The 17993-nt window shown below is 65.1% G+C and carries 18 protein-coding genes; 9 read left to right on the top strand and 9 right to left on the bottom strand.

Going from position 1 to position 17993, the window contains the following annotated elements; genetic code table 11:
- The first annotated feature begins 15 nt into the window (after window positions 1–15).
- Genes folP through folK form a run of 3 tightly spaced genes read left to right on the top strand, consistent with a single transcriptional unit; the run spans window position 16 to window position 1730 of the window.
- Entirely contained in the window at window positions 16–852 is an 837-nt protein-coding gene (folP, locus tag N5A92_RS11220; RefSeq protein WP_425248566.1) for a dihydropteroate synthase, read from the top strand.
- Between the two features lie 13 nt (window positions 853–865).
- Window positions 866–1225 (top strand): dihydroneopterin aldolase, encoded by a 360-nt coding sequence (gene folB, locus N5A92_RS11215; RefSeq protein WP_260902652.1) that lies wholly within the window; start codon window positions 866–868, stop codon window positions 1223–1225.
- Window positions 1209–1730: a 2-amino-4-hydroxy-6-hydroxymethyldihydropteridine diphosphokinase gene (folK, locus tag N5A92_RS11210; RefSeq protein WP_260902651.1), complete on the top strand. Its 522-nt coding sequence runs from the start codon at window positions 1209–1211 to the stop codon at window positions 1728–1730. Before folB ends, folK begins: the two co-directional genes overlap by 17 nt.
- Here folK and N5A92_RS11205 read toward each other — a convergent pair.
- The 3 genes from N5A92_RS11205 to N5A92_RS11195 all read right to left on the bottom strand — a co-directional run bounded on the left by N5A92_RS11205 (window position 1727) and on the right by N5A92_RS11195 (window position 4966).
- On the bottom strand, window positions 1727–2272 hold the full coding sequence (locus N5A92_RS11205) for a hypothetical protein (RefSeq protein WP_260902650.1): 546 nt from the start codon (window positions 2270–2272) through the stop codon (window positions 1727–1729). The genes folK and N5A92_RS11205 overlap by 4 nt on opposite strands.
- 154 nt (window positions 2273–2426) lie before the next feature.
- Complete coding sequence (locus tag N5A92_RS11200; RefSeq protein ID WP_260902649.1) at window positions 2427–3497, bottom strand: YcjF family protein; 1071 nt, start codon at window positions 3495–3497, stop codon at window positions 2427–2429.
- Complete coding sequence (locus N5A92_RS11195; protein ID WP_260902648.1) at window positions 3494–4966, bottom strand: YcjX family GTP-binding protein; 1473 nt, start codon at window positions 4964–4966, stop codon at window positions 3494–3496. Before N5A92_RS11195 ends, N5A92_RS11200 begins: the two co-directional genes overlap by 4 nt.
- Window positions 4967–5194: 228 nt before the next feature.
- On the opposite strand from N5A92_RS11195, the gene dksA reads away from it, so the two are divergent.
- The 5 genes from dksA to N5A92_RS11170 all read left to right on the top strand — a co-directional run bounded on the left by dksA (window position 5195) and on the right by N5A92_RS11170 (window position 10884).
- Window positions 5195–5611: an RNA polymerase-binding protein DksA gene (gene dksA, locus N5A92_RS11190; protein ID WP_260902647.1), complete on the top strand. Its 417-nt coding sequence runs from the start codon at window positions 5195–5197 to the stop codon at window positions 5609–5611.
- 259 nt (window positions 5612–5870) lie between these two features.
- Window positions 5871–6824 carry an ABC transporter substrate-binding protein gene (locus N5A92_RS11185; RefSeq protein WP_260902646.1) on the top strand — a complete coding sequence of 318 codons (954 nt, stop codon included), beginning with the start codon at window positions 5871–5873 and terminating at the stop codon, window positions 6822–6824.
- A 198-nt stretch (window positions 6825–7022) separates the two neighbouring features.
- On the top strand, window positions 7023–7907 hold the full coding sequence (locus tag N5A92_RS11180) for an ABC transporter permease (protein WP_260902645.1): 885 nt from the start codon (window positions 7023–7025) through the stop codon (window positions 7905–7907).
- On the top strand, window positions 7904–8701 hold the full coding sequence (locus N5A92_RS11175; protein ID WP_260902644.1) for an ABC transporter ATP-binding protein: 798 nt from the start codon (window positions 7904–7906) through the stop codon (window positions 8699–8701). The genes N5A92_RS11180 and N5A92_RS11175 overlap by 4 nt, the downstream gene beginning before the upstream one ends.
- A 71-nt stretch (window positions 8702–8772) precedes the next feature.
- A complete protein-coding gene (locus N5A92_RS11170; protein WP_260902643.1) occupies window positions 8773–10884 on the top strand; it encodes a DUF294 nucleotidyltransferase-like domain-containing protein in 2112 nt (703 codons plus the stop codon).
- A 22-nt stretch (window positions 10885–10906) separates the two neighbouring features.
- Here N5A92_RS11170 and N5A92_RS11165 read toward each other — a convergent pair whose 3' ends face one another.
- From N5A92_RS11165 to N5A92_RS11140, 6 genes are all read right to left on the bottom strand, one after another.
- Complete coding sequence (locus N5A92_RS11165) at window positions 10907–11359, bottom strand: DUF411 domain-containing protein (protein ID WP_260902641.1); 453 nt, start codon at window positions 11357–11359, stop codon at window positions 10907–10909.
- Between the two features lie 45 nt (window positions 11360–11404).
- Entirely contained in the window at window positions 11405–12865 is a 1461-nt protein-coding gene (locus tag N5A92_RS11160; protein ID WP_260902640.1) for a multicopper oxidase family protein, read from the bottom strand.
- A 104-nt stretch (window positions 12866–12969) separates the two neighbouring features.
- Window positions 12970–13368: a hypothetical protein gene (locus tag N5A92_RS11155; RefSeq protein WP_260902639.1), complete on the bottom strand. Its 399-nt coding sequence runs from the start codon at window positions 13366–13368 to the stop codon at window positions 12970–12972.
- A 63-nt stretch (window positions 13369–13431) separates the two neighbouring features.
- Window positions 13432–14424, bottom strand: coding sequence for a hypothetical protein (locus N5A92_RS11150; protein WP_260902638.1), 993 nt, complete (start codon window positions 14422–14424; stop codon window positions 13432–13434).
- Between the two features lie 385 nt (window positions 14425–14809).
- On the bottom strand, window positions 14810–15148 hold the full coding sequence (locus N5A92_RS11145) for a hypothetical protein (protein ID WP_260902637.1): 339 nt from the start codon (window positions 15146–15148) through the stop codon (window positions 14810–14812).
- Window positions 15149–15179: 31 nt separating this feature from the next.
- Complete coding sequence (locus N5A92_RS11140) at window positions 15180–16310, bottom strand: glycosyltransferase (RefSeq protein ID WP_260903571.1); 1131 nt, start codon at window positions 16308–16310, stop codon at window positions 15180–15182.
- A 329-nt stretch (window positions 16311–16639) separates the two neighbouring features.
- Here N5A92_RS11140 and N5A92_RS11135 point away from each other — a divergent pair, with 329 nt between their 5' ends.
- A complete protein-coding gene (locus tag N5A92_RS11135; RefSeq protein ID WP_260902636.1) occupies window positions 16640–17986 on the top strand; it encodes a polysaccharide biosynthesis/export family protein in 1347 nt (448 codons plus the stop codon).
- Window positions 17987–17993 lie beyond the last annotated feature (7 nt).

Here is a 17993-nt window from a genome sequence, read left to right as displayed (position 1 = left end):
GATGGACCTGAAGGGATGATCGAGACGCGGCACTGGAAACTCGCCCATGGGCGCATCCTCGAATTGGGGGCGGAGGCGTATATCATGAGCGTGCTCAACGTCACGCCCGACAGTTTCTCCGATGGCGGCCGTTACGCGGCTGTCGAAAACGCCGTGGCGCGCGCGCAAGCCATGCTGGCCGAGGGGGCGGCGATCATCGATATCGGCGGGGAATCCACCCGGCCGGGCGCCGCGCCCATCGCCGCCGCCGAGGAGCAGGAGCGCGTACTGCCGGTGATCGAGGCCTTGGCAAAGGGGGCGGATATCATTCTGTCCATCGACACCTACCGTGCCGAGACGGCACGGCTTGCCATCGATGCCGGCGCGCACATCGTCAACGATGTGTGGGGCCTGCACAAGGAGAGCGCCATCGCCGAGGTCGCGGCGAAGACCGGAGCAGGGCTGATGCTGATGCACACCGGACGGGAGCGGGAGAAGCTCTCCGACGTGATCGCCGACCAGTTCGCTTTCCTGAGGCGCGCGATAGAAATTGCCCGAAAGGCCGGCGTGGCCGACGAGCAGATCATCCTTGATCCGGGCTTCGGCTTTGCCAAGGACCCCGAGGAGAATGCCGAGATCATGGCGCGCTTCGGCGAGCTGGCAGGGTTGGGCTTTCCGTTCGCCGTCGGCACGTCGCGCAAACGCTTCATCGGCCATTTCACCGGCCGCGACGTCGAGGAGCGTGCCGTCGGCACGGCGGCGACCAGCGCGCTTTTGCGGGTCAAAGGCGCGGCCATCTTCCGCGTGCACGACGTTGCCGAGAACAGGGATGCGCTTCGTATGGCCGATGCTATGCTGGCGGCTGAGAAATAGCGGGATCGCGCCCATGTATGTCATCCGGATGAAGAACTGTGCCTTCTTCGCGCGCCATGGAGTGCGTGACGAGGAGGAGACGCTTGGCCAGCGCTTCTATGTCGATGCCGAGCTTGCCGTTGAGCCCGGCCGCGCGCTGGAGGAGGATTCCATCGAGGAGACGGTCGATTACGGCGTCGCCTTCTCCGTAATCGAGAAGATCGTTAACGGCAAGCGGCGCTTCCTGATCGAGGCTCTGGCGCTGGAGGTAGGTAAGGCGCTCACCAAGCGCTTTCCTCAGATCAAGCGCGCCTCCATCACCATCAGAAAGCCGAATGCGCCGGTGCCGGGCGTGCTTGATTATGTCGAGGTGACGATTGACTGGCCGCAATGAAACACGCGTCTTCCTCGGCCTCGGCGGCAATATCGGCGAGCCCGCGAAGGCGATGGCGGCAGCGCTTCGCGCGCTGAATGCCGACGCAGACGTGCAGGTCGAAAAGGTCTCCTCGCTCTACCGCACGCCCCCCTGGGGCATAGAGGATCAGCCGGATTTCCTGAACGCCGTCGCCGAGATCCGCACCGGCTTGCCGCCGCGCCGGCTCCTCCAGCTGTGCCTCGATACCGAGCGGGCCCTGAAACGCGAGCGCCGCGAGCGCTGGGGGCCGCGCCTGATCGACATCGATATCCTGGTGTTCGGACGGCAGCGGGTGTCGGAGGGAGGGCTGGTGATCCCGCACCCGCGCATGCTGGAGCGCGCTTTCGTGCTCTTGCCGTTGGCGGAGATTGCGCCGGATCTGGTGGTGGAGGGACGGCGTGTCGCCGAACATCTCGAGGCGTTGGATGTTTCCGGTATCGATCAGGTCAGCGCTGACGGCGACTGGTGGCGGGAAGGGGTTTAGTCAGCCACCACCGCCCCGACAGATCGCGCATCGAGACGCTTGAGTGTTATGCCAATAACGGGCACCAACTCCTCCTCGACGTGGACGGAGATGGTGACGTTCATCGTATCCTCGTCGGCGATCTGGGCGCGCATGGCGCCGGTCAGTTCGTTGCGGTGAATGGCGAAGACGGCGTGGCCGTCCTTCACCGTGCCACTCACCACGTCGAGCCCCTTGCCAGCGGCCCCATCAAGGAAGGTGCCGCGGTAGCCGGAGTCCAGGCGTTCCACCTTGGCCGACATTTCCTGGTTGAAGACACCGACCCGGCAGCCTCCGTCGAGCGCCATGCCGATTTTTCCGCCCGGCGTCGTGCCGGCGAAGTTGCAGATGAACTTGGTGCCTTTGTACTTGCCGGCGACGATCTCGCCGGGACCGGACCAGTTGCCTTCTACCTGCTCGAAAAACCGCTTGTCGCGCTCCGAGGCGTGGGCGGAAAAGGCAGTGCCGGTGGCAAGTGCCGCGGCAAGAGGCAGAAGGGCGAAATTGCGCAGGGTCGAAGACATGGGCACCTGGATGGACAGCTGGCGAGAACAGGCACGGCAAGCATGAAGAGTTTTGGTTAACGCTTTGTCACCGTCGGCCGCTCTTCTTGCCGACCGGATGGCGGTTTGCCGAGAGTGGAGGAGGCGGCCGGGTTAGACAAGCCTTATTACGCGGTCATTTACGCTTGTCCGCAGGTGTTCCCTGCGCCTTTGAGGCGAATTGCGTCACGGCCTTCAGGAAGTCGCCCATGCCGGGCCGCTTGACCGCGTGGAAGGCGAGGGGGCGGATGGCCGACATCGCCGCAATGCCGATTCGCGCCGTCAGCATGCCGTTGACGACGCCTTCGCCGAGCTTTGCCGACAGCCGGGCAGCGATGCCGTGGCCGACGATCTGCTGCACGAATGTCTCGCCCACGGCCATCGAGCCGGTGACGGCGAGATGGGCGACAACGCTGCGCGACAGCCGCAGGAAACCCAGGAAACCTGGCCGACCGCAGTAAAGCTCCGACAGACGGCGGAGCAGGCGCGCAGCCTCGAACAGCACATAGCCGACGTCGAGCAGAGCCCGCGGGCTGACGGCCGTCACGACGGAGACACGCTTGGCAGCGTCCAGCACCAGTTTTTGCGCGCGGACATCGAGGGGCGCGAGCAACTCCTTCTCGGCGATGCGCAGGAGGTCACGGCCATCGATGATCTCGCCCTCCAGGCCCTTGAGCGCCTGCCGTCCCGCCGCCGTATCCGGGTGGCTGGCCAGAAGCGTGGTCAGGTCGAACACCACCGCGCGCGCAGCACGTGCGTCGTCGCTCTCATAAGCCTTTTCGGCGCGCCCGCGCATCCTGTCCACCGAGGCGAGGCGGGCGAGGGCGATGAACTCGCGGGCGAGGATGGCGACAAGGGCGAGCGCGGCGATGGCGGCGAGCGCCACTGCCAGCCAGCCGAGCCAATCGGCGCGCGAGAAGAGATCGCGGATGAGCCGGTCTGTCCAAAGACCAACGGCGAGCGAGACGAGGAGGCCGAAGGCGGCAAAGAAGATCTTGCCGAGCCGCGAGCGCCGCCGTGCGCCGGTGGCCGGCGCGGGCGGGGCGGCGGCCGGCTCCAGCGCCTCGAAGACGTCGATCTCCGCCGGCGTGACGGTGACCGCTTCGTCCACCTTCACCGCCCGTGGCTCACGGCCGTTCTCCCGGCGTTCGGGCTTCTTCTGCGTCTCAGACGGTTCGATGCGGAAGGCGGCGGGGCGGCGGCTCATGCGAGCTGGTCTCCCAGAAGGAACTGAAGGACGCGGTCGAGGCGGATATGGGGAAGGGAAAGCGTCACGCCTTCGGCCGTGCGTTCCAGCTTCGGTGGGCGGAAGCGCACGAAGCGGATCGCTGGATCGCCGGATGTAGGTGCGGCATCCTTGCGGAAGAATGCGGCAGGGCTTTCCGGCAGATCGCCGGGGAAGATCGCTGTCTCCGCCTCGCCGTCGAAGGTGTCTTCGCCGATGGTCTCGCCGGTAAGCGGACTGCCGATGATGACGGGAAGCATTTCACGGCCGCGCGTCGCCGTGCCCTCGCGGGTGGCGCGTACGGCGGCCATTGCCACCACGTCAACGGCGGCGCCGGAAAAGTCGGCCCGCGCGATGGCGCGGTCGGCGAGCCGCCGCACGATGGCCTGCAGCCGGTCGTGGCTTTCGTGGTGGATGTGATCAGCCTTGGTGGCGGCGATCAGGATGCGGTCGATGCGGCGCGAAACGAGGCCGGTCAAAAGGCTGCCACGGCCGGGGCGGAAGCAGGCGAGGATTTCCGTCAGGGCGCGCTCCAGATCGGCTACCGCCGGCGCGCCGGCATTGATAGCCTGCATGGCATCGACCAGCACGATCTGCCGGTCGAGCCGGGCGATGTGCTCGCGGAAGAAGGGTTTTATGACGTGGGTCTTGTAGGCCTCGTAGCGCCGCTCCATCATCGCCCGCATGGAGCCGGGCCGCGCCTTGCCTTCACGCAGATTGGTGAGCGGCGCGAAGGTGAGCGCCGGCGAGCCCTCGAGATCGCCCGGCATCAGGAAGCGGCCTGGCGGCAGGGTGGAGAGGGCGCGGGCGTCCTCCTTGCAGGCGCTCAGATAGGCCGAGAAACTCTCGAACAGGCGCCGCGCCAGCATCTCGTCGGCGGCGGCGTCGGGATCGACGCTGGCGGCGAGCTGGCGCCAGGACCTGGAAACCTCTTCGCGCACGGGAAGCTCGGCCAATTCCATGGCCTCGCGGCTGAAGGCCTCGAAACTCTTGCCGAGGAGTGGCAGGTCGAGCAGCCATTCGCCGGGATAGTCGACGATGTCGAGCGACAACCGCCCGCGCGAGAACATGCGCCCCCAAGCCGACACCGATTCGTATTCCACAGTCAGCCTAAGTTCCGAAATGGCGCGGGTGGAGGCCGGCCAGATGCGCTTGTCCACAAGATCGGCGATGTGATCCTCGTACTGGAACCGTGGCACGGCGTCGTCAGGCTGGTGCTCCAGATAAGCCTTGGCGATCCGGCCTGAGGCCTGTGCCTCGAACAGCGGCAGGCGGCCGCCATGGATGAGATTGTGGACGAGTGCGGAGATGAACACGGTCTTGCCGGCGCGTGAAAGGCCGGTGACGCCGAGCCTGACCGACGGCGACCAGAGGCCAGTGGCGCGGTCCGCGACGGTATCGAGGGCAATGCGGGCCTCGTCGGCCAGACTGGTCAGCGAAGGCAAGGGCATTCCCCCGATTCGTTCAAGGCCTTCCGGATATAGGCGATGGGGCGCGACGATGAAATGGCTGGCGCAGGCCTGCCCGCGGAACGAAAATTGCGCGCCGTCGAGCGATTTACAGCTTTCACCTTAAAATATCGGCGAATCTGACAATTGTGTTATTGCAGCACGGTTTACGCTTGTCGCCGCCGCCGTGCCCGAATATATAGGCGCCGCTGGTAAGCAGTGGGGTGAGCGATGAGTGATACCGTCGATGCCAAATATGTCCCATCTGAGGATGAACCCTTCATGAATGAGCGCCAGCGTGCCTATTTCCGCGGTAAGCTGATCAACTGGAAAAGCGAGATTCTGCGAGAAGCGCGCGAGACGCTAGACGCGCTCCAACAGGAGAACGCCAACCACCCCGATCTCGCTGACCGTGCCTCCTCGGAGACCGACCGGGCCATCGAGTTGAGGGCGCGCGACCGCCAACGCAAGCTGATCGCGAAGATCGATGCCGCGTTGCAACGCCTCGACGAGGGCACCTATGGCTATTGCGAGGAAACGGGAGAGCCGATCTCGCTGAAGCGCCTCGACGCCCGCCCGATCGCCACGCTCTCCATCGAGGCGCAGGAACGCCATGAGCGGCGGGAGAAGGTCTACCGCGACGACTGAGCGGGCCGCACGCAGTCCCGCGGCGCAAAGAGGGTCCACCCGGCCGAACTGCGTCGCCTCACTCTCGAAGCTGAACCAGCCCAAACCGCACCAGCTTAAATCCACTCCAGATTGACATCTCCGGGCAAGTCGCCAACAGTTGGCGGCTGCATTGCAGTTGGCGGTTTTCGGGGCTGCGCCGATGCGGTAGCGGCGGATCGTGGCCAACAGCCCGTCCGCCCGATAAGAACATCAGGCAACATCGACTAGGGAGACACCCATGCGAAAACTTCTTCTTATCGCCGCAGCGAGCCTCGCCCTGGCGACGGCAGCTTCAGCCCAGACCGCCAAGGTGTCGGTGACGGCCATCGTCGAGCACCCGGCGCTCGACGCCGTGCGTGACGGCGTACGCGACGGGCTGGAGGAGGCCGGCTACCGCGAGGGCGAGAACCTCGAGTTCGCCTACGAGTCCGCGCAGGGAAACCCCGCCACGGCCGCCCAGATCGCGCGCGAGTTCGTGGGCGACGCGCCGGACGTGATCGTACCGATCTCCACCCCTTCCGCTCAGGCAGCGGCCGCGGCTACCCGCGACATCCCGGTGGTTTTTTCGGCGGTCACTGACCCGCTGGCCGCCGGCCTGGTCGAATCCAACGAGGCGCCGGGCGGAAACGTCACCGGCGTGTCCGACCTGACGCCCATCGCCGAGCACGTTGCGCTCATCAGGGAACTGGTGCCGTCGGTGGAAAGCATCGGCTTTGTCTATAATCCCGGCGAGGCAAATTCTGTGGCGCTGCTCGAGCACTTCCGCAACGCAGCCGAGGAGGAAGGGCTTTCGGTGGTCGAGGCGGCCGCCAACAAGTCGGCCGACGTACAGGCGGCGGCGCGTAGCCTGGTCGGCAAGGCGGATGCCATATACGTGCCCACCGACAACACCGTGGTCTCCGCGCTCGAGGCGTTGATTGCGGTGGCGGAGCAGAATGACCTGCCACTGATCTCCGGCGACACGGATTCGGTGGAGCGCGGCACGCTGGCCTCCATCGGCTTCGACTACTACCAGCTCGGCAAGCAGACCGCCGAAGTGGTGGTGCGCGTGCTCGAGGGTGAGGATCCGGGCACCATCCCGGTGACCTTTGCCTCCGGCACCGACCTGGTGATCAACCGCAAGGCGGCGGAGGCCATGGACGTGACGCTGCCGGATGAGATGGTGCAGCGGGCCTCGAAGGTTATCGAATAGGTCAACAAGGCACCATTTCCTGGAGAGTGGGGCTTCGTTCGGTGAAACTGAGGTCGGCGCGCGGGCGCGCGCCGGCGAGAGCCTTCGCCCCCGGCAGCCCCTAAAGTCGCACCGCGAATTTTTTCCTTGCACTGACCGCCGGTTCAGGCCACCGGAAGGCGCAAATTTGGGATATTCGCTGCGGAGCACCTCGGTCCAATGTCTGCAATCGCTTTTTGGGGCGCCGTCGAGCTCGGCCTCATCTACGGTTTCGTCGCGCTCGGGGTCTTTCTGGCCTTCCGCGTGCTCGACTTTCCGGACCTCACCGTCGACGGCTCCTTCCCGTTGGGGGCGGCCGTGGCCGCCGTGGCGATCACCGGCGGCTGGGACCCCTGGTTTGCCTGTGTGCTCGCCGCTTTTGGCGGCGCCCTGTGCGGACTGGTGACGGCGTTCCTCAATGTCCGCTTCGGCATCCTGAACCTGCTCGCCTCGATCCTCACCATGATCGCGCTCTTCTCGGTCAACCTGCGCATCATGGGCAGGCCCAATATGGCCGTCCTCAATCAGGAAACGGTGATCACGCCGTTCTACGATCTCGGCCTTGCCGACCATCTGGTGCGGCCGGCAGTGCTGGCTGTCCTGGTGCTGGCGACCGTGCTGCTGCTGGCGCGCTTTCTCGGCAGCGATTTCGGCCTTGCGACGCGCGCGGCCGGCGCCAACCCGCGCATGGCGCGGGCCAACGGTGTCGATGTCGGTCGGCAGATCTATTTCGGCATGGGGCTGTCGAACGCGCTGACGGGGCTGGGCGGCGCGCTATTTGCGCAGATCGCCGGCTTCGCCGATGTCACCTCGGGCGTCGGCACCATCGTGGTGGGGCTCGCCGCCGTCATCGTCGGCGAGACGCTGTTCCGCAGCCGCACCATGCTGGTGGCGCTTTTCTCCGTGGTCGTTGGCTCGGTCGTCTACCGTGTCGCCGTGCAGATGGCCCTTTCGGCTGATTTTCTCTTCCTCAAGGCATCTGACCTCAATCTCGTGACCGCCGTCCTCGTCACGCTGGCGCTGATCCTGCCGAAGCTGCGAGCCCGCAGGAGGGCCGTCCAATGATCTCCGTCGAGGCGCTCCACGTCACCTTCAATCCCGGCACGCCGATCGAGCGTCGTGCCGTCAACGGCATTGACTTGACGCTGGCGGAGGGCGAATTCGCCACCGTCATCGGCTCCAACGGGGCCGGCAAGTCGACGCTTCTGGCGGCGATCGCCGGTGACGCGCCGCCTCAGCAGGGCAGGATCAAGATCGGCGGCCGCGACGTCACGCGGGAGGCCCCGGCCAAGCGTGCCGGCCGCGTGGCCCGGGTTTTCCAGGATCCGCTTGCCGGCTCCTGCGCTGACCTTTCCATCGAGGAGAACCTGGCGCTTGCCGCCATGCGCGGCGCCCGGCGCGGCCTCAGGTCCGCCCTTCACGCCGACCGGCGGAAGCACTTGCGCGAGCGGGTGGCCGAACTCGGCCTCGATCTGGAAGACCGGATGGGCGACCGCATGGGCCTGCTTTCGGGCGGTCAGCGCCAGGCGCTCGCCCTCGTCATGGCGACGCTTGCTGGTGCCGAGGTGCTGCTCCTCGACGAGCATACGGCCGCCCTCGACCCCGGCATGGCCGAGTTCGTCGTCGACCTTACCCGCCGTCTGGTCGCCGAGCACGGATTGACCACGCTGATGGTCACCCACTCCATGCGCCAGGCGCTCGATCTCGGCAGCCGCACGATCATGCTGCACGAAGGCCGGATCGTACTCGACATCGCCGGCGAGCGCCGCAAGAATATGGACGTGGACGACCTCGTCGCCATGTTCCGTCGCGTGCGGGGCGGCGAGGAACTCGACGACGACTCGCTGCGCATCGGGTAGGGCCTGATGGCGTAGGGTACGGAGGCGCGCTATAAGCCGTTCACGCGGCAGGGCGGGCAAGGGGAGGCTCTATGCAGGCGGTTGTCGGAGCAGTTCCGCTGATCGCGCTCGATGCGGTGGCGCTCGATACGGAGACCACCGGCCTTGATCCGCGCAAGGCGCGCATTGTGCAGCTTGGCGCCGTCGCCATCGCCGACGGAGCGATGTGTCCGGACCGCACCTTCGAGACCCTGGTGGATCCCGCGGTGCCCATTCCGCCCGAAGCCATGCGCATCCACGGCATCACCAACGCGATGGTGCGCCAGGCGCCCGGCTTCGCCACGGCCTGGAGGCGCTTTGAAAAGTTTCGCGCAGGGCGGCTTTTGGTAGGTTATGCCGTCGGCTTCGATACGGCGGTCGCCAAGCAGGAGGCCCAGCGCGCCGGCCTCGAATGGAAGCGGCCGCGCACCCTGTGCGTGCGCACGCTGAGCCATCTCGTCAATCCGGAACTCCGGGACCCGTCGCTGGAGGCGATCGCCGCCTGGCTAGGCGTCGAGGTGACGGGGCGCCACCAGGCGCTGGGGGACGCCATCTCCGCGGCGAAAATCTTCACGGCACTTCTCCCCCGGCTGCATGCGGCCGGCATTCGTACACTGGCCGAGGCCGAGCGCGCCTTGTTGCGGCTTGCCGAGGAGCGGGAACGGCAGCACAGGGCCGGTTGGGACGAGCCGGCCTCCAGCCCGGAGACACTGCCATCCTTCGCCGCCGTCGATCCCTTCGCCTACCGCCATCACGTCGGCGATCTCATGAGCCGCCAGCCAGTTCTCGTGCGCGAAGAGACCCCGCTGCGCACTGCAATGGCCTTAATGGTGGAAAGGAAGACCGGCTCGATACTCGTGAGCAAGAGCGGCGAGCCGGGTGGGCTGATCGAGGATTACGGCATTATCACGGAGCGCGATGTGCTGCAGCTGGTGGCAGCGCAGGGGGAGACGAGCTTTGAGCAGCGGTCAGGCGCGCTTGCCAGCCGGCCGCTCGTCAGCATCCGCGCCCAGGCCTTCGCCTACCGCGCCATCGGCCGCATGGAGCGGCTCGGCATCCGCCACCTTGGCGTGCGCGACGAAAAGGGAGTGCTTGCCGGTGTGATCTCGGCGCGCGATCTCCTGCGGCTGCGTGCCAGCGTGGCGATCCAGCTCGACGACACGATCGATGCCGCGGCCTCCACCGCCGAGATGGCCGTCGCCTGGGCCAGCCTTCCCACCGTGGCCAATGCATTGGTCGTCGAGGAGGTGGATCCGCGCATCATCGCCGAGATCGTCAGCGAGGAACTGCGGGCCATGACGCGCCGGGCAGCGATACTCGCCGAACAGGAGATGCGGGATGCCGGCCTCGGCGGACCACCTTCGCCTTATGCCCTGCTCGTGCTCGGCTCGGCCGGACGGGGCGAAAGCCTGCTCGCCGCCGACCAGGACAACGCCATCGTCTACGAAAGCGGAGAGCCGGACGGACCGGAGGACTGCTGGTTTGCCGGGCTGGGCGAACGTATCGCCGCCATGCTCGACACCGCCGGCATCTCCTATTGCGACGGCGGTGTGATGGCGAAGAATGCCGAGTGGCGCGGCTCGCTGGCGCTTTGGAAGGAGCGCGTCGGCCAATGGGTGACGCGCTCCCGCCCTCAGGATCTTCTCAACGTCGATATCTTCTTCGACCTGAGCCCCGTGCACGGCGATCGACGGCTTGGCGAGGCGCTCTTCGAGGAGGCTTATCGGCGCGGGCATGCCGAGGCGCCGTTTCCGCTGCTGCTTGGCGAGCAGCTTGCGAACCTGGCCTCGCCGTTCACCCTTTTCGGGCGGTTTCGCACCGAAGAGGGGCGGTTGGATCTCAAGCGCTTTGCCCTTTTCCCTATCGTATCGGCGGCGCGCACGCTGTCGATCCGCCACGACATCCGAGCACGCTCTACCCGCGCACGCCTCGAAGGGCTGCTTGAGCGGGAGATCGGCAGCGAAGTGTCGCTCCACCGCGTACGGTCCGCCCACAATCTCGTGCTTTCGCTTACGCTCGCCCAGCAGAGCCGCGACCGGCACCAGGGCATCCCGGTCTCCAACAAGGTCGAGATCGCCGCGCTCTCGCGCCCGCAGCAGGCCGCCCTCCGGATAGCGCTCCGGGACTTGCAGATCATCCCGGAGCTGGTGCGCGACTTGATGTGAGGTGGGCTGGCGGCCGCTTTACCTACTCGACGGCGTAAACCTCGGGTGCGCCGTCGGCGATCCCGTAGACGGTGAACGGCTCCGACTTCTCGCCACCCATGCCGGGCGAACCCATCGGCATGCCGGGCAGGGTGATGCCCTTGATGTCGGGACGCTCGCTCAAGAGGCGCTCGACGACGCCCACCGGTACATGGCCGCTGACGACGTAGCCGTCGATGCGAGCTAGGTGGCAGCCCTGGTAGTCGTCCGGGATGCCGGCCTCGCGGCTCATGAGGGCGAGGTCGTGCGTGGGTTTGACCGAGACCGTGAAACCGTTATCGCGCAGGTATTCCGCATATTCCTCGCAGCATCCGCATTGGGGGTTCTTGTAGAGGGTCGCGGCTTTCGCCTCGGCTGCTGCTGCCGGCACGCCGCTTGCCACTGCGGCGGCGATGGTTGCCGCGACGATCGTCGGTATCGGAAGAGTCCGTTTCATGAGCTAAGCTCCTTCCTTCGCATTCTTTGCATTGTCTACGCAGTCTCAAGTAACCCTGATCACGCCCATCATACCGGCCGACTGATGTTCGAGGATGTGACAGTGGAACATCCAATCGCCTGGATTGTCGGCGACAAACGCAATCTCGACGCGCTCGCGCGGTGCCATCAGCACGGTGTCCTGCCACTCACGGTGGCGCGTCGGCGCGCCTTCGCGGCCAAGCACGCGGAAGGAATGACCGTGCAGGTGGATAGGATGATGCCAGGCGGTATCGTTATGGAGGGCAAGGATATAGGAGCGACTGCGCGCGAGCGTGAGCATCGGGTCCATCACGTGACCTTCGGCGGCGATGCCGTTGACCGTCCAAACGCCGCCGTGACGCATTCCTTCCATCATGCGGCCCATCATTCCCATCATGCCTTGGCCGGACATGCCTCGCTCCGTCATGCCGCCGCCCATCATTCCACTCATCATACCGCCGCCGAAAGTGACCTCATGGGTTTCGGCGGTGGCGATGTCGGGCTCGGCCAACGGATTGTCGGATAGCCGGATGGGCCTGTCGGGCGGGGCCTCACGCAAGGGGCGGTCGGCATAGACGAGGTCTAGCAGGCGGTACTCCAGGTTCCGATAGAAGGTGTCGATCACCCGGAAACGCGCGCCGGGTGCACCGGTCATGTCGATGACGAGGTCGGCGCGCATGGCCGGCCCCAGGACGACCCGGCCGTTGTCCGGTGCGTGCGGCTCGACCGGCTGCCCGTCGAGTGCGACGATGCGCGGGTGGTGGCCCTCGAACGTCAGGGCGAAGATGCGCGCGTTCGCGGCGTTGATCAGCCGCAGGCGAACGCGCTCGCCGCCACTGACGGCGAAGGTTTCGGCCAGGCGGCCATTGACAGTGGCCGTGTTGCCGATCCGTCCGGCCATGCCGGCGTCCATCATGTTGCCGAAGTCATCGCTGATCTGCCCGTCCGGCAGCAGCCGCCAATCGTCAAGCACCCATGTGACGTCACGGTCGACGACGATCGGCTCAGGCTCCTCTACGATTAGCGGACCGTAAAGGCCGCGGTCCACCTGCTCGGAACCGCGCTGGTGCGGGTGATACCAGAAGGTGCCGGCATCCGGGCAGTCGAAGGCGTAGACGAAGGTCTCTCCCGGCGCTATCGGCGCCTGGGTGAGATGCGGCACGCCGTCCATGGCATTCGGCACGCGCAAGCCGTGCCAGTGGACGGTGGTCTCCTCGTCGAGCCGGTTCTCGACGGCGACCCGCAGCCGTTCACCCTGACGGACCCGGATTTCCGGCCCGGGCACCGCGCCGTCGTAGCTCCACACCGCCGTTTCCGGATAGCCGCCGCCGATCAGCGGCACACGTGCCGGCTTCGCTGTGATCCGATATTCGCTGCCGGCGGTAGCTTGCCCGGGGCGAAACGTGGGAAACGCCATCGCGGCGAACCCGGCCCCGGCCTGCAAGAGCCGCCGGCGCGAGATGGTATTGCTGAAACGATTACTCATACCCTGCATCCTGTGGACAGTAGGTAGTGACCGCGCCGTCGATGGCTACGGACACATCTCGGGGCGCTGAGATCGGCCACGTGAAGCGGCCGACAACACCCACGTCACATGAGGGTGTCGCCTCTGGGAGGGTATGGATCGGGCAGAAAGGCCCATCCGGTCATTTGGGCCGATGGTCGCAGCGAAGGGGCCGGTGCGGTAGCGATCGCCGTCGCTGGCACATGCGGAAGCACGGCAAGGATGGGCGCGGCACAGGCGGTCGTCGGACAAAGGGCCTGTGTGCCGTGGCCCTCGCCGGTGTTCGTGCAATCCTGGCAGTTGCCGCCGTCGTAGGCTGTCATCTCCGCCGTCATGGCCATTTGAACCGTCATGTCGCTGGCCTGGACCGCAGACAGGTTCAAACCCACGGTCATAAACACCGCGAGTAGAAAGGTAGCGACCTGGCGCGCCGAACGAAGCTTCATAGCGTCTGGCACGATGATCTCAAAGCTGCCAAAAGGCAAGCTATCTCGTCATATGAGACGTTCCGACGCGCCGGTGCAAGGTAGCACCGGTTTTCTAGCCGATTAGAGGGACCAGTCGGAGGCATTGAAGAACTGCGCCACTCCGCCGGGACCGGGGGTCCCACCTGCCAGGACAAGCTCGGCGGCTTTGAGTGTGCCGGCGATGAGGCGCACCATCGGTTCAGGCCCCAGGGCCTCCAGCGGCATGCCCATCTGGCTCTTGCCAGGGGTGCGCGGCGGCCAGACCTTGAGCCCGAAATAGCGGGCTGCCTTGCGGTCGATATCTCCCCAGTACTGGAGGATCACTGCATTTGGAGCGACCTTGGCAATGCGCCCGAGATCGTGGATGCCGAGGCTCGGTCGATCTGTCGGCCTTTGCGCCAGGACGACGGCATTCCAGGAGTGCGTGAACACCATATCCGGATTGGGAAACACCTCGACCTGTGCTCCCGCCGCCCGCATGCCCCGCTTGAGGTCGCGGGCCAGCGGATTGCCGCAAATGAGCGCGACCGCGGCCTTGTCGAGCGGTATCCCCGCCTCTTGGAAAAGCTTGAGGCACAACGCGGCGTGGTAGTCCTCTCCGCCGATTGCGGGATGGGATTCGTTTACGGCGGAGATGGGAACCCGATGTTCCTGGCATGCCCTGATGTCGATCTCTCCCCTCAACAGCATCCATGGCTCGCTCATCATCGCAATGACCGAGCGCCTGGGTAGCCGCTCGATGATCGATCGCGTGATGGGCGGAATGGGGTCGCTGTTGACGAGTATGTTCGTGTTGCTGCAGGTCTGATGGTCGATGCGCTCGCTGATCCTGAGGCGGCCACGGACCCCCGCCAGCGCTGCCAGCGACGACGTTACGTCCGCCGCTTCCTGGGCGGAGTAATAGCGGTTGGAGGGGCGCGTGATGGCTGTCGCGCTGGCCGCGCCGGCCATCAGCGCGAGCGTCGCTGTCGCCGCGCGGTATCCCGCAGCTGCCGGAACCACCACGTGCAGGCCCGAGAGGTCCAGCGTAAAATCGCCGACATTCTTCTGGATGAGCGACAGCACCCTCGGCATGTCGGTCCGCGCAATCGCTCTTTGGGAACTGCTAGCGTGCCACATCACCCATACATGCCCAGTTTGCCGACAGTTGAGTTGGTCGCGTTCTGCTCCGCTGTCGAACACAAGGCTTCTTGTTTGTGCGGCAATTTGATGAAGGAATTGAGGAATCTTACAGCCTCGAAATCCGCATCGTCCATGCCCGTCCACACGGCCCGATTTGCGTGTCAGTAGAGCCAATCATAGAGCCGTATCTGTTTGATGCAGCTAAGATATTTGTGCAGAATTCCCAACGCATAGGTGTTAGCATTCTCTATCTATCAGGGTATCTGACCTTTCGGACTAATCAATTTGGGAGGTGCAGGCTGCACAACCGCGAACGACGCATGACTGTTGGGAGGAGCTAATCAATGCCGTACTCGGCGGCGAAGGAGCGAACGGTTCTTCGCAGCGCCGTGACAAGATCGATCTGGTTGTCTAGCGCCGCAATGCGTGCGTCGAACGCCTTCAGCGAGCGCGTAAGATCGTCCACCTTCGCCAACGTCCGGATGTCATGCACCTCGTCTTCGTAGTGTTGCTGGGCGAAGGCTGCAGTGACGGCGGCGGACTCGTAGCGCTTCTGGAAGCCTGCTTTTTCGGCCAAAAGCTCCATCTCGATCTCGTCGAGAACCCTGTCAAGCATGGCGATCCGCTCACAGTCCGCGTAGCGGTCGCGTTCCTCGCTGCGTATGCGAAATCCCAACACCGTGGCACCTTGCCCCTTTGTTCCTGAGCTAAGCGGCGGCGCGTTCGGGAAGGCGAGACCCCGCGCCATTCCGCTGCATCAGCTCCGCGTCGATGATTTGCTGCATCTTCGCCTTGAAGTTTGCTTCGCTGAACTGGAGAGCATGATTGCGGATCAGGTCCGGGCGGAATGTCGATTCCATCGACTGAAAACGCCTTACAGCCTCGATCAGCCCTTGCACGGACTGTTCCTGGAACAGGATGCCTGTGCGGTCGGGAACGATGCTGTCCAGTGCGCCGCCACCGCCGAAGGCGATGACCGGCCGGCCGCTCGCCATGGCTTCGACCGGAACGATCCCGAAGTCCTCTTCGCCGGGGAAGACCAGGGCGCGGCAGCGAGCAAGCATGTCTTTCAGTACGGGGAAGGTCGTCCGGCCAAGGAAGGTGATTGTCGGACCGGCTATGCGCTTGAGCCGTGCCATCTCCTTTCCTTCGCCGATAACGACGAGATTCTCCGCCATTTTCGAAAAGGCTTCCACCGCCAGCTCGATGCGTTTGTAGCCGACGAGCTGACCGGCGCAGAGATAGAAATCGCCGATCTCGGCAAGGGGCGAGAAATCCTGAACCGTAACCGGCGGATTGAGCACGGTGGCGTCGCGCCGGTAGTACTTCTCGACGCGGGCGGCGACGTGGTGCGAGTTGGCGACGAATTTGTCGACCCGCGCGCTGGTCGATACGTCCCAGGCCCTCAGCGCCGGAGCAAGGACCGGCAGCGCTGCACGGGTGAGAAGCCCGGAGCCGGCCCGGTAAAAATGGTAGTGATCCCATAGATAACGCATGGGTGAGTGGCAGTAGCAGATATGGGTCGCCTGCGGTCCGGGGACGATGCCCTTGGCCGGACCCGATTCGCTGGAGAGGATCAGGTCGTAGCCCGACAGGTCGAAGCTTTCGAGCGCGAAGGGCATCAGCGGCAACAGGGACTGGTAGTATCTGCGTGCGCCGGGAATCTTCTGCAGGAAGGACGGCGTGACCTTGTGGCGCCGTATCTTTGCCGAAACCCGTTCTTCGTCATAGACGAGGGTGAAGATATCGGCGCCGGGATACATGTCGCAGAGAGCTTCCACGACCTTCTCCCCACCCCGCATCGACACCAGCCAGTAATGGACGATCGCGACGCGCAAAACCATTCCTCCCCCGAACGAAGCCAATTGTCGGGATGGTGGAGCGAAAGGGCATCCGGGAACACGCCGTACATCAGGCCAATCCCCTATCTGTACGGTCAGTCCGGCGGCGCAAAGGGACTAGGTCTTCATCCGTTCGGGCTGGAATCATCCTCACGCAGCGTTCCTCCTGCTTCGAAGATGGCAGACGCTTAGCCGCGTCTAGCCGAAAGGGACTAGGGCCTTCGGTATTTACCTTGCGGGAATTCGATTGATGATCGGCAGGACTGGGCGGGCTTTTCGCGCGCCCTTTCCACCGGGGTGCTTTCGCACAGCCCGCAGGGCAGATCATGGCAGAGAACCGCACAGAAATCGATGAAACTTCCGGCCTGCGGCGGCAAGTGGCTTCTATGGTGCTGACGGCGATCGTCATCTGCGCCGTTTGTCTTGCAGCCCTACCGGGGCGGGCGGATGAATTGTTCCAGCTCCGGCCGCACACGCGGGTAAAGGTGACGGTGGTGGAATGGGTGCCCAGCCTGGGCGAATACCGGGAATGGACTCCCTTGAATGGCGAATACACTGTGGCGCAGTCGGGCTCGATCTCGATACCGCTGGTCGGCGAAATTCCTGCCGCAGGGCGGACTGCCAGTGCCCTTGCATCCGAAATTGCTAAGGAACTGAAACGGCAGACGGGGCTCGTTACCCCGCCGGTCACGACGGTCGAGGTGGTGCGGTATCCGTCGCTTTATGTGACGGGCAGCGTCGACCGGCCCGGCGAGTTCGAGTACCGGCCGGGCCTCACCGTCCTGCAGGCACTGGCGATGGCGGGTGGACGGGCACGTAAGAGCGACCCGCAGGGTGGATATTCGGAGCTGGAGCAGATCCGCTACGTGGGCGAAGTCGGACGCATCGATCTGGAGTTGCAGCGGCTGATGGCGCGGCGGGCGCGGCTGAAAGCCGAACTCGACGAAAAGCCGACGATCGAATTCCCGGCGGAGACCGGCGGTACCGGCCTCTCCGTCGCCGCCGCGCAAGTCCTGCGCGAGGAGGAAGTGATCTTCAAGGCGCGGACCGAGGCATTCGAGCGTCAGCTCGAATCCCTGGATGAGTTGAGTGCGCTGTTCAGCAAGGAGATCGCGGTCCTCGACGAGAAGATGGTTGCGCAAGACCGTCAGGTCAGCATCGCCGAGGCCGAGCTCAAGGACATCTCCAAGCTCGTCAGCAGCGGCACGGCCACCCGGTCGCGCGAGACCGGATTGGAACGCGTCGTCGCTGATCTGCAGAGCGAGCGGCTGGACCTTGCCATAGCCTCCATGCGCGCCAAGCAGAGGTTGAGCGAGACGAACCGCGATGCGCTGAGCCTCAAGGGGCAGCGCAAGACCGAGATCAGCCGCGACCTGCAGACGACCATTGCGGAAATCGAGGAACTGAAGCTGCGGCGGCAAATCAACGAAAGGCTGCTTCAGGCGACAGGCGCCTCGATCGCCAGACGCGATGCGCGGGTGGCCATTGAGGAGAATCCGCTGCGCTTCACCATCATCCGTGGCGGCGAGAATGGCGACACGTTCGAGGCTTCGGCCGGCACCATGCTGGAGCCCGGCGATGTCCTCGAGGTGCGGCTCGATTTGACGGAAGCAGCGGGTGAGGCAGCGTCCGCCGCCGCCGCGGACATCAGTGAAACGATGCTTTCCCGGTAGTGCGGCG

The organism is Chelativorans salis (assembly GCF_025336525.1).
GTDB classification, from domain to species: domain Bacteria; phylum Pseudomonadota; class Alphaproteobacteria; order Rhizobiales; family Rhizobiaceae; genus Chelativorans; species Chelativorans salis.
This window is presented reverse-complemented; position numbering and strand designations above follow the sequence as displayed.

Excerpts from the sequence above, each read along its gene's own strand:
- N5A92_RS11135 (WP_260902636.1), top strand. The coding sequence starts at position 16,640 with ATGGCAGAGAACCGCACAGAAATCGATGAAACTTCCGGCCTGCGGCGG.
- N5A92_RS11170 (WP_260902643.1), top strand. The coding sequence starts at position 8,773 with ATGCAGGCGGTTGTCGGAGCAGTTCCGCTGATCGCGCTCGATGCGGTG.
- N5A92_RS11180 (WP_260902645.1), top strand. The coding sequence starts at position 7,023 with ATGTCTGCAATCGCTTTTTGGGGCGCCGTCGAGCTCGGCCTCATCTAC.
- dksA (WP_260902647.1), top strand. The coding sequence starts at position 5,195 with ATGAGTGATACCGTCGATGCCAAATATGTCCCATCTGAGGATGAACCC.
- N5A92_RS11165 (WP_260902641.1), bottom strand. The coding sequence starts at position 11,359 with ATGAAACGGACTCTTCCGATACCGACGATCGTCGCGGCAACCATCGCC.
- N5A92_RS11175 (WP_260902644.1), top strand. The coding sequence starts at position 7,904 with ATGATCTCCGTCGAGGCGCTCCACGTCACCTTCAATCCCGGCACGCCG.
- folP (WP_425248566.1), top strand. The coding sequence starts at position 16 with ATGATCGAGACGCGGCACTGGAAACTCGCCCATGGGCGCATCCTCGAA.
- N5A92_RS11205 (WP_260902650.1), bottom strand. The coding sequence starts at position 2,272 with ATGTCTTCGACCCTGCGCAATTTCGCCCTTCTGCCTCTTGCCGCGGCA.
- N5A92_RS11160 (WP_260902640.1), bottom strand. The coding sequence starts at position 12,865 with ATGAGTAATCGTTTCAGCAATACCATCTCGCGCCGGCGGCTCTTGCAG.
- N5A92_RS11195 (WP_260902648.1), bottom strand. The coding sequence starts at position 4,966 with ATGCCCTTGCCTTCGCTGACCAGTCTGGCCGACGAGGCCCGCATTGCC.
- folB (WP_260902652.1), top strand. The coding sequence starts at position 866 with ATGTATGTCATCCGGATGAAGAACTGTGCCTTCTTCGCGCGCCATGGA.
- N5A92_RS11200 (WP_260902649.1), bottom strand. The coding sequence starts at position 3,497 with ATGAGCCGCCGCCCCGCCGCCTTCCGCATCGAACCGTCTGAGACGCAG.
- N5A92_RS11185 (WP_260902646.1), top strand. The coding sequence starts at position 5,871 with ATGCGAAAACTTCTTCTTATCGCCGCAGCGAGCCTCGCCCTGGCGACG.
- N5A92_RS11150 (WP_260902638.1), bottom strand. The coding sequence starts at position 14,424 with ATGCCGAGGGTGCTGTCGCTCATCCAGAAGAATGTCGGCGATTTTACG.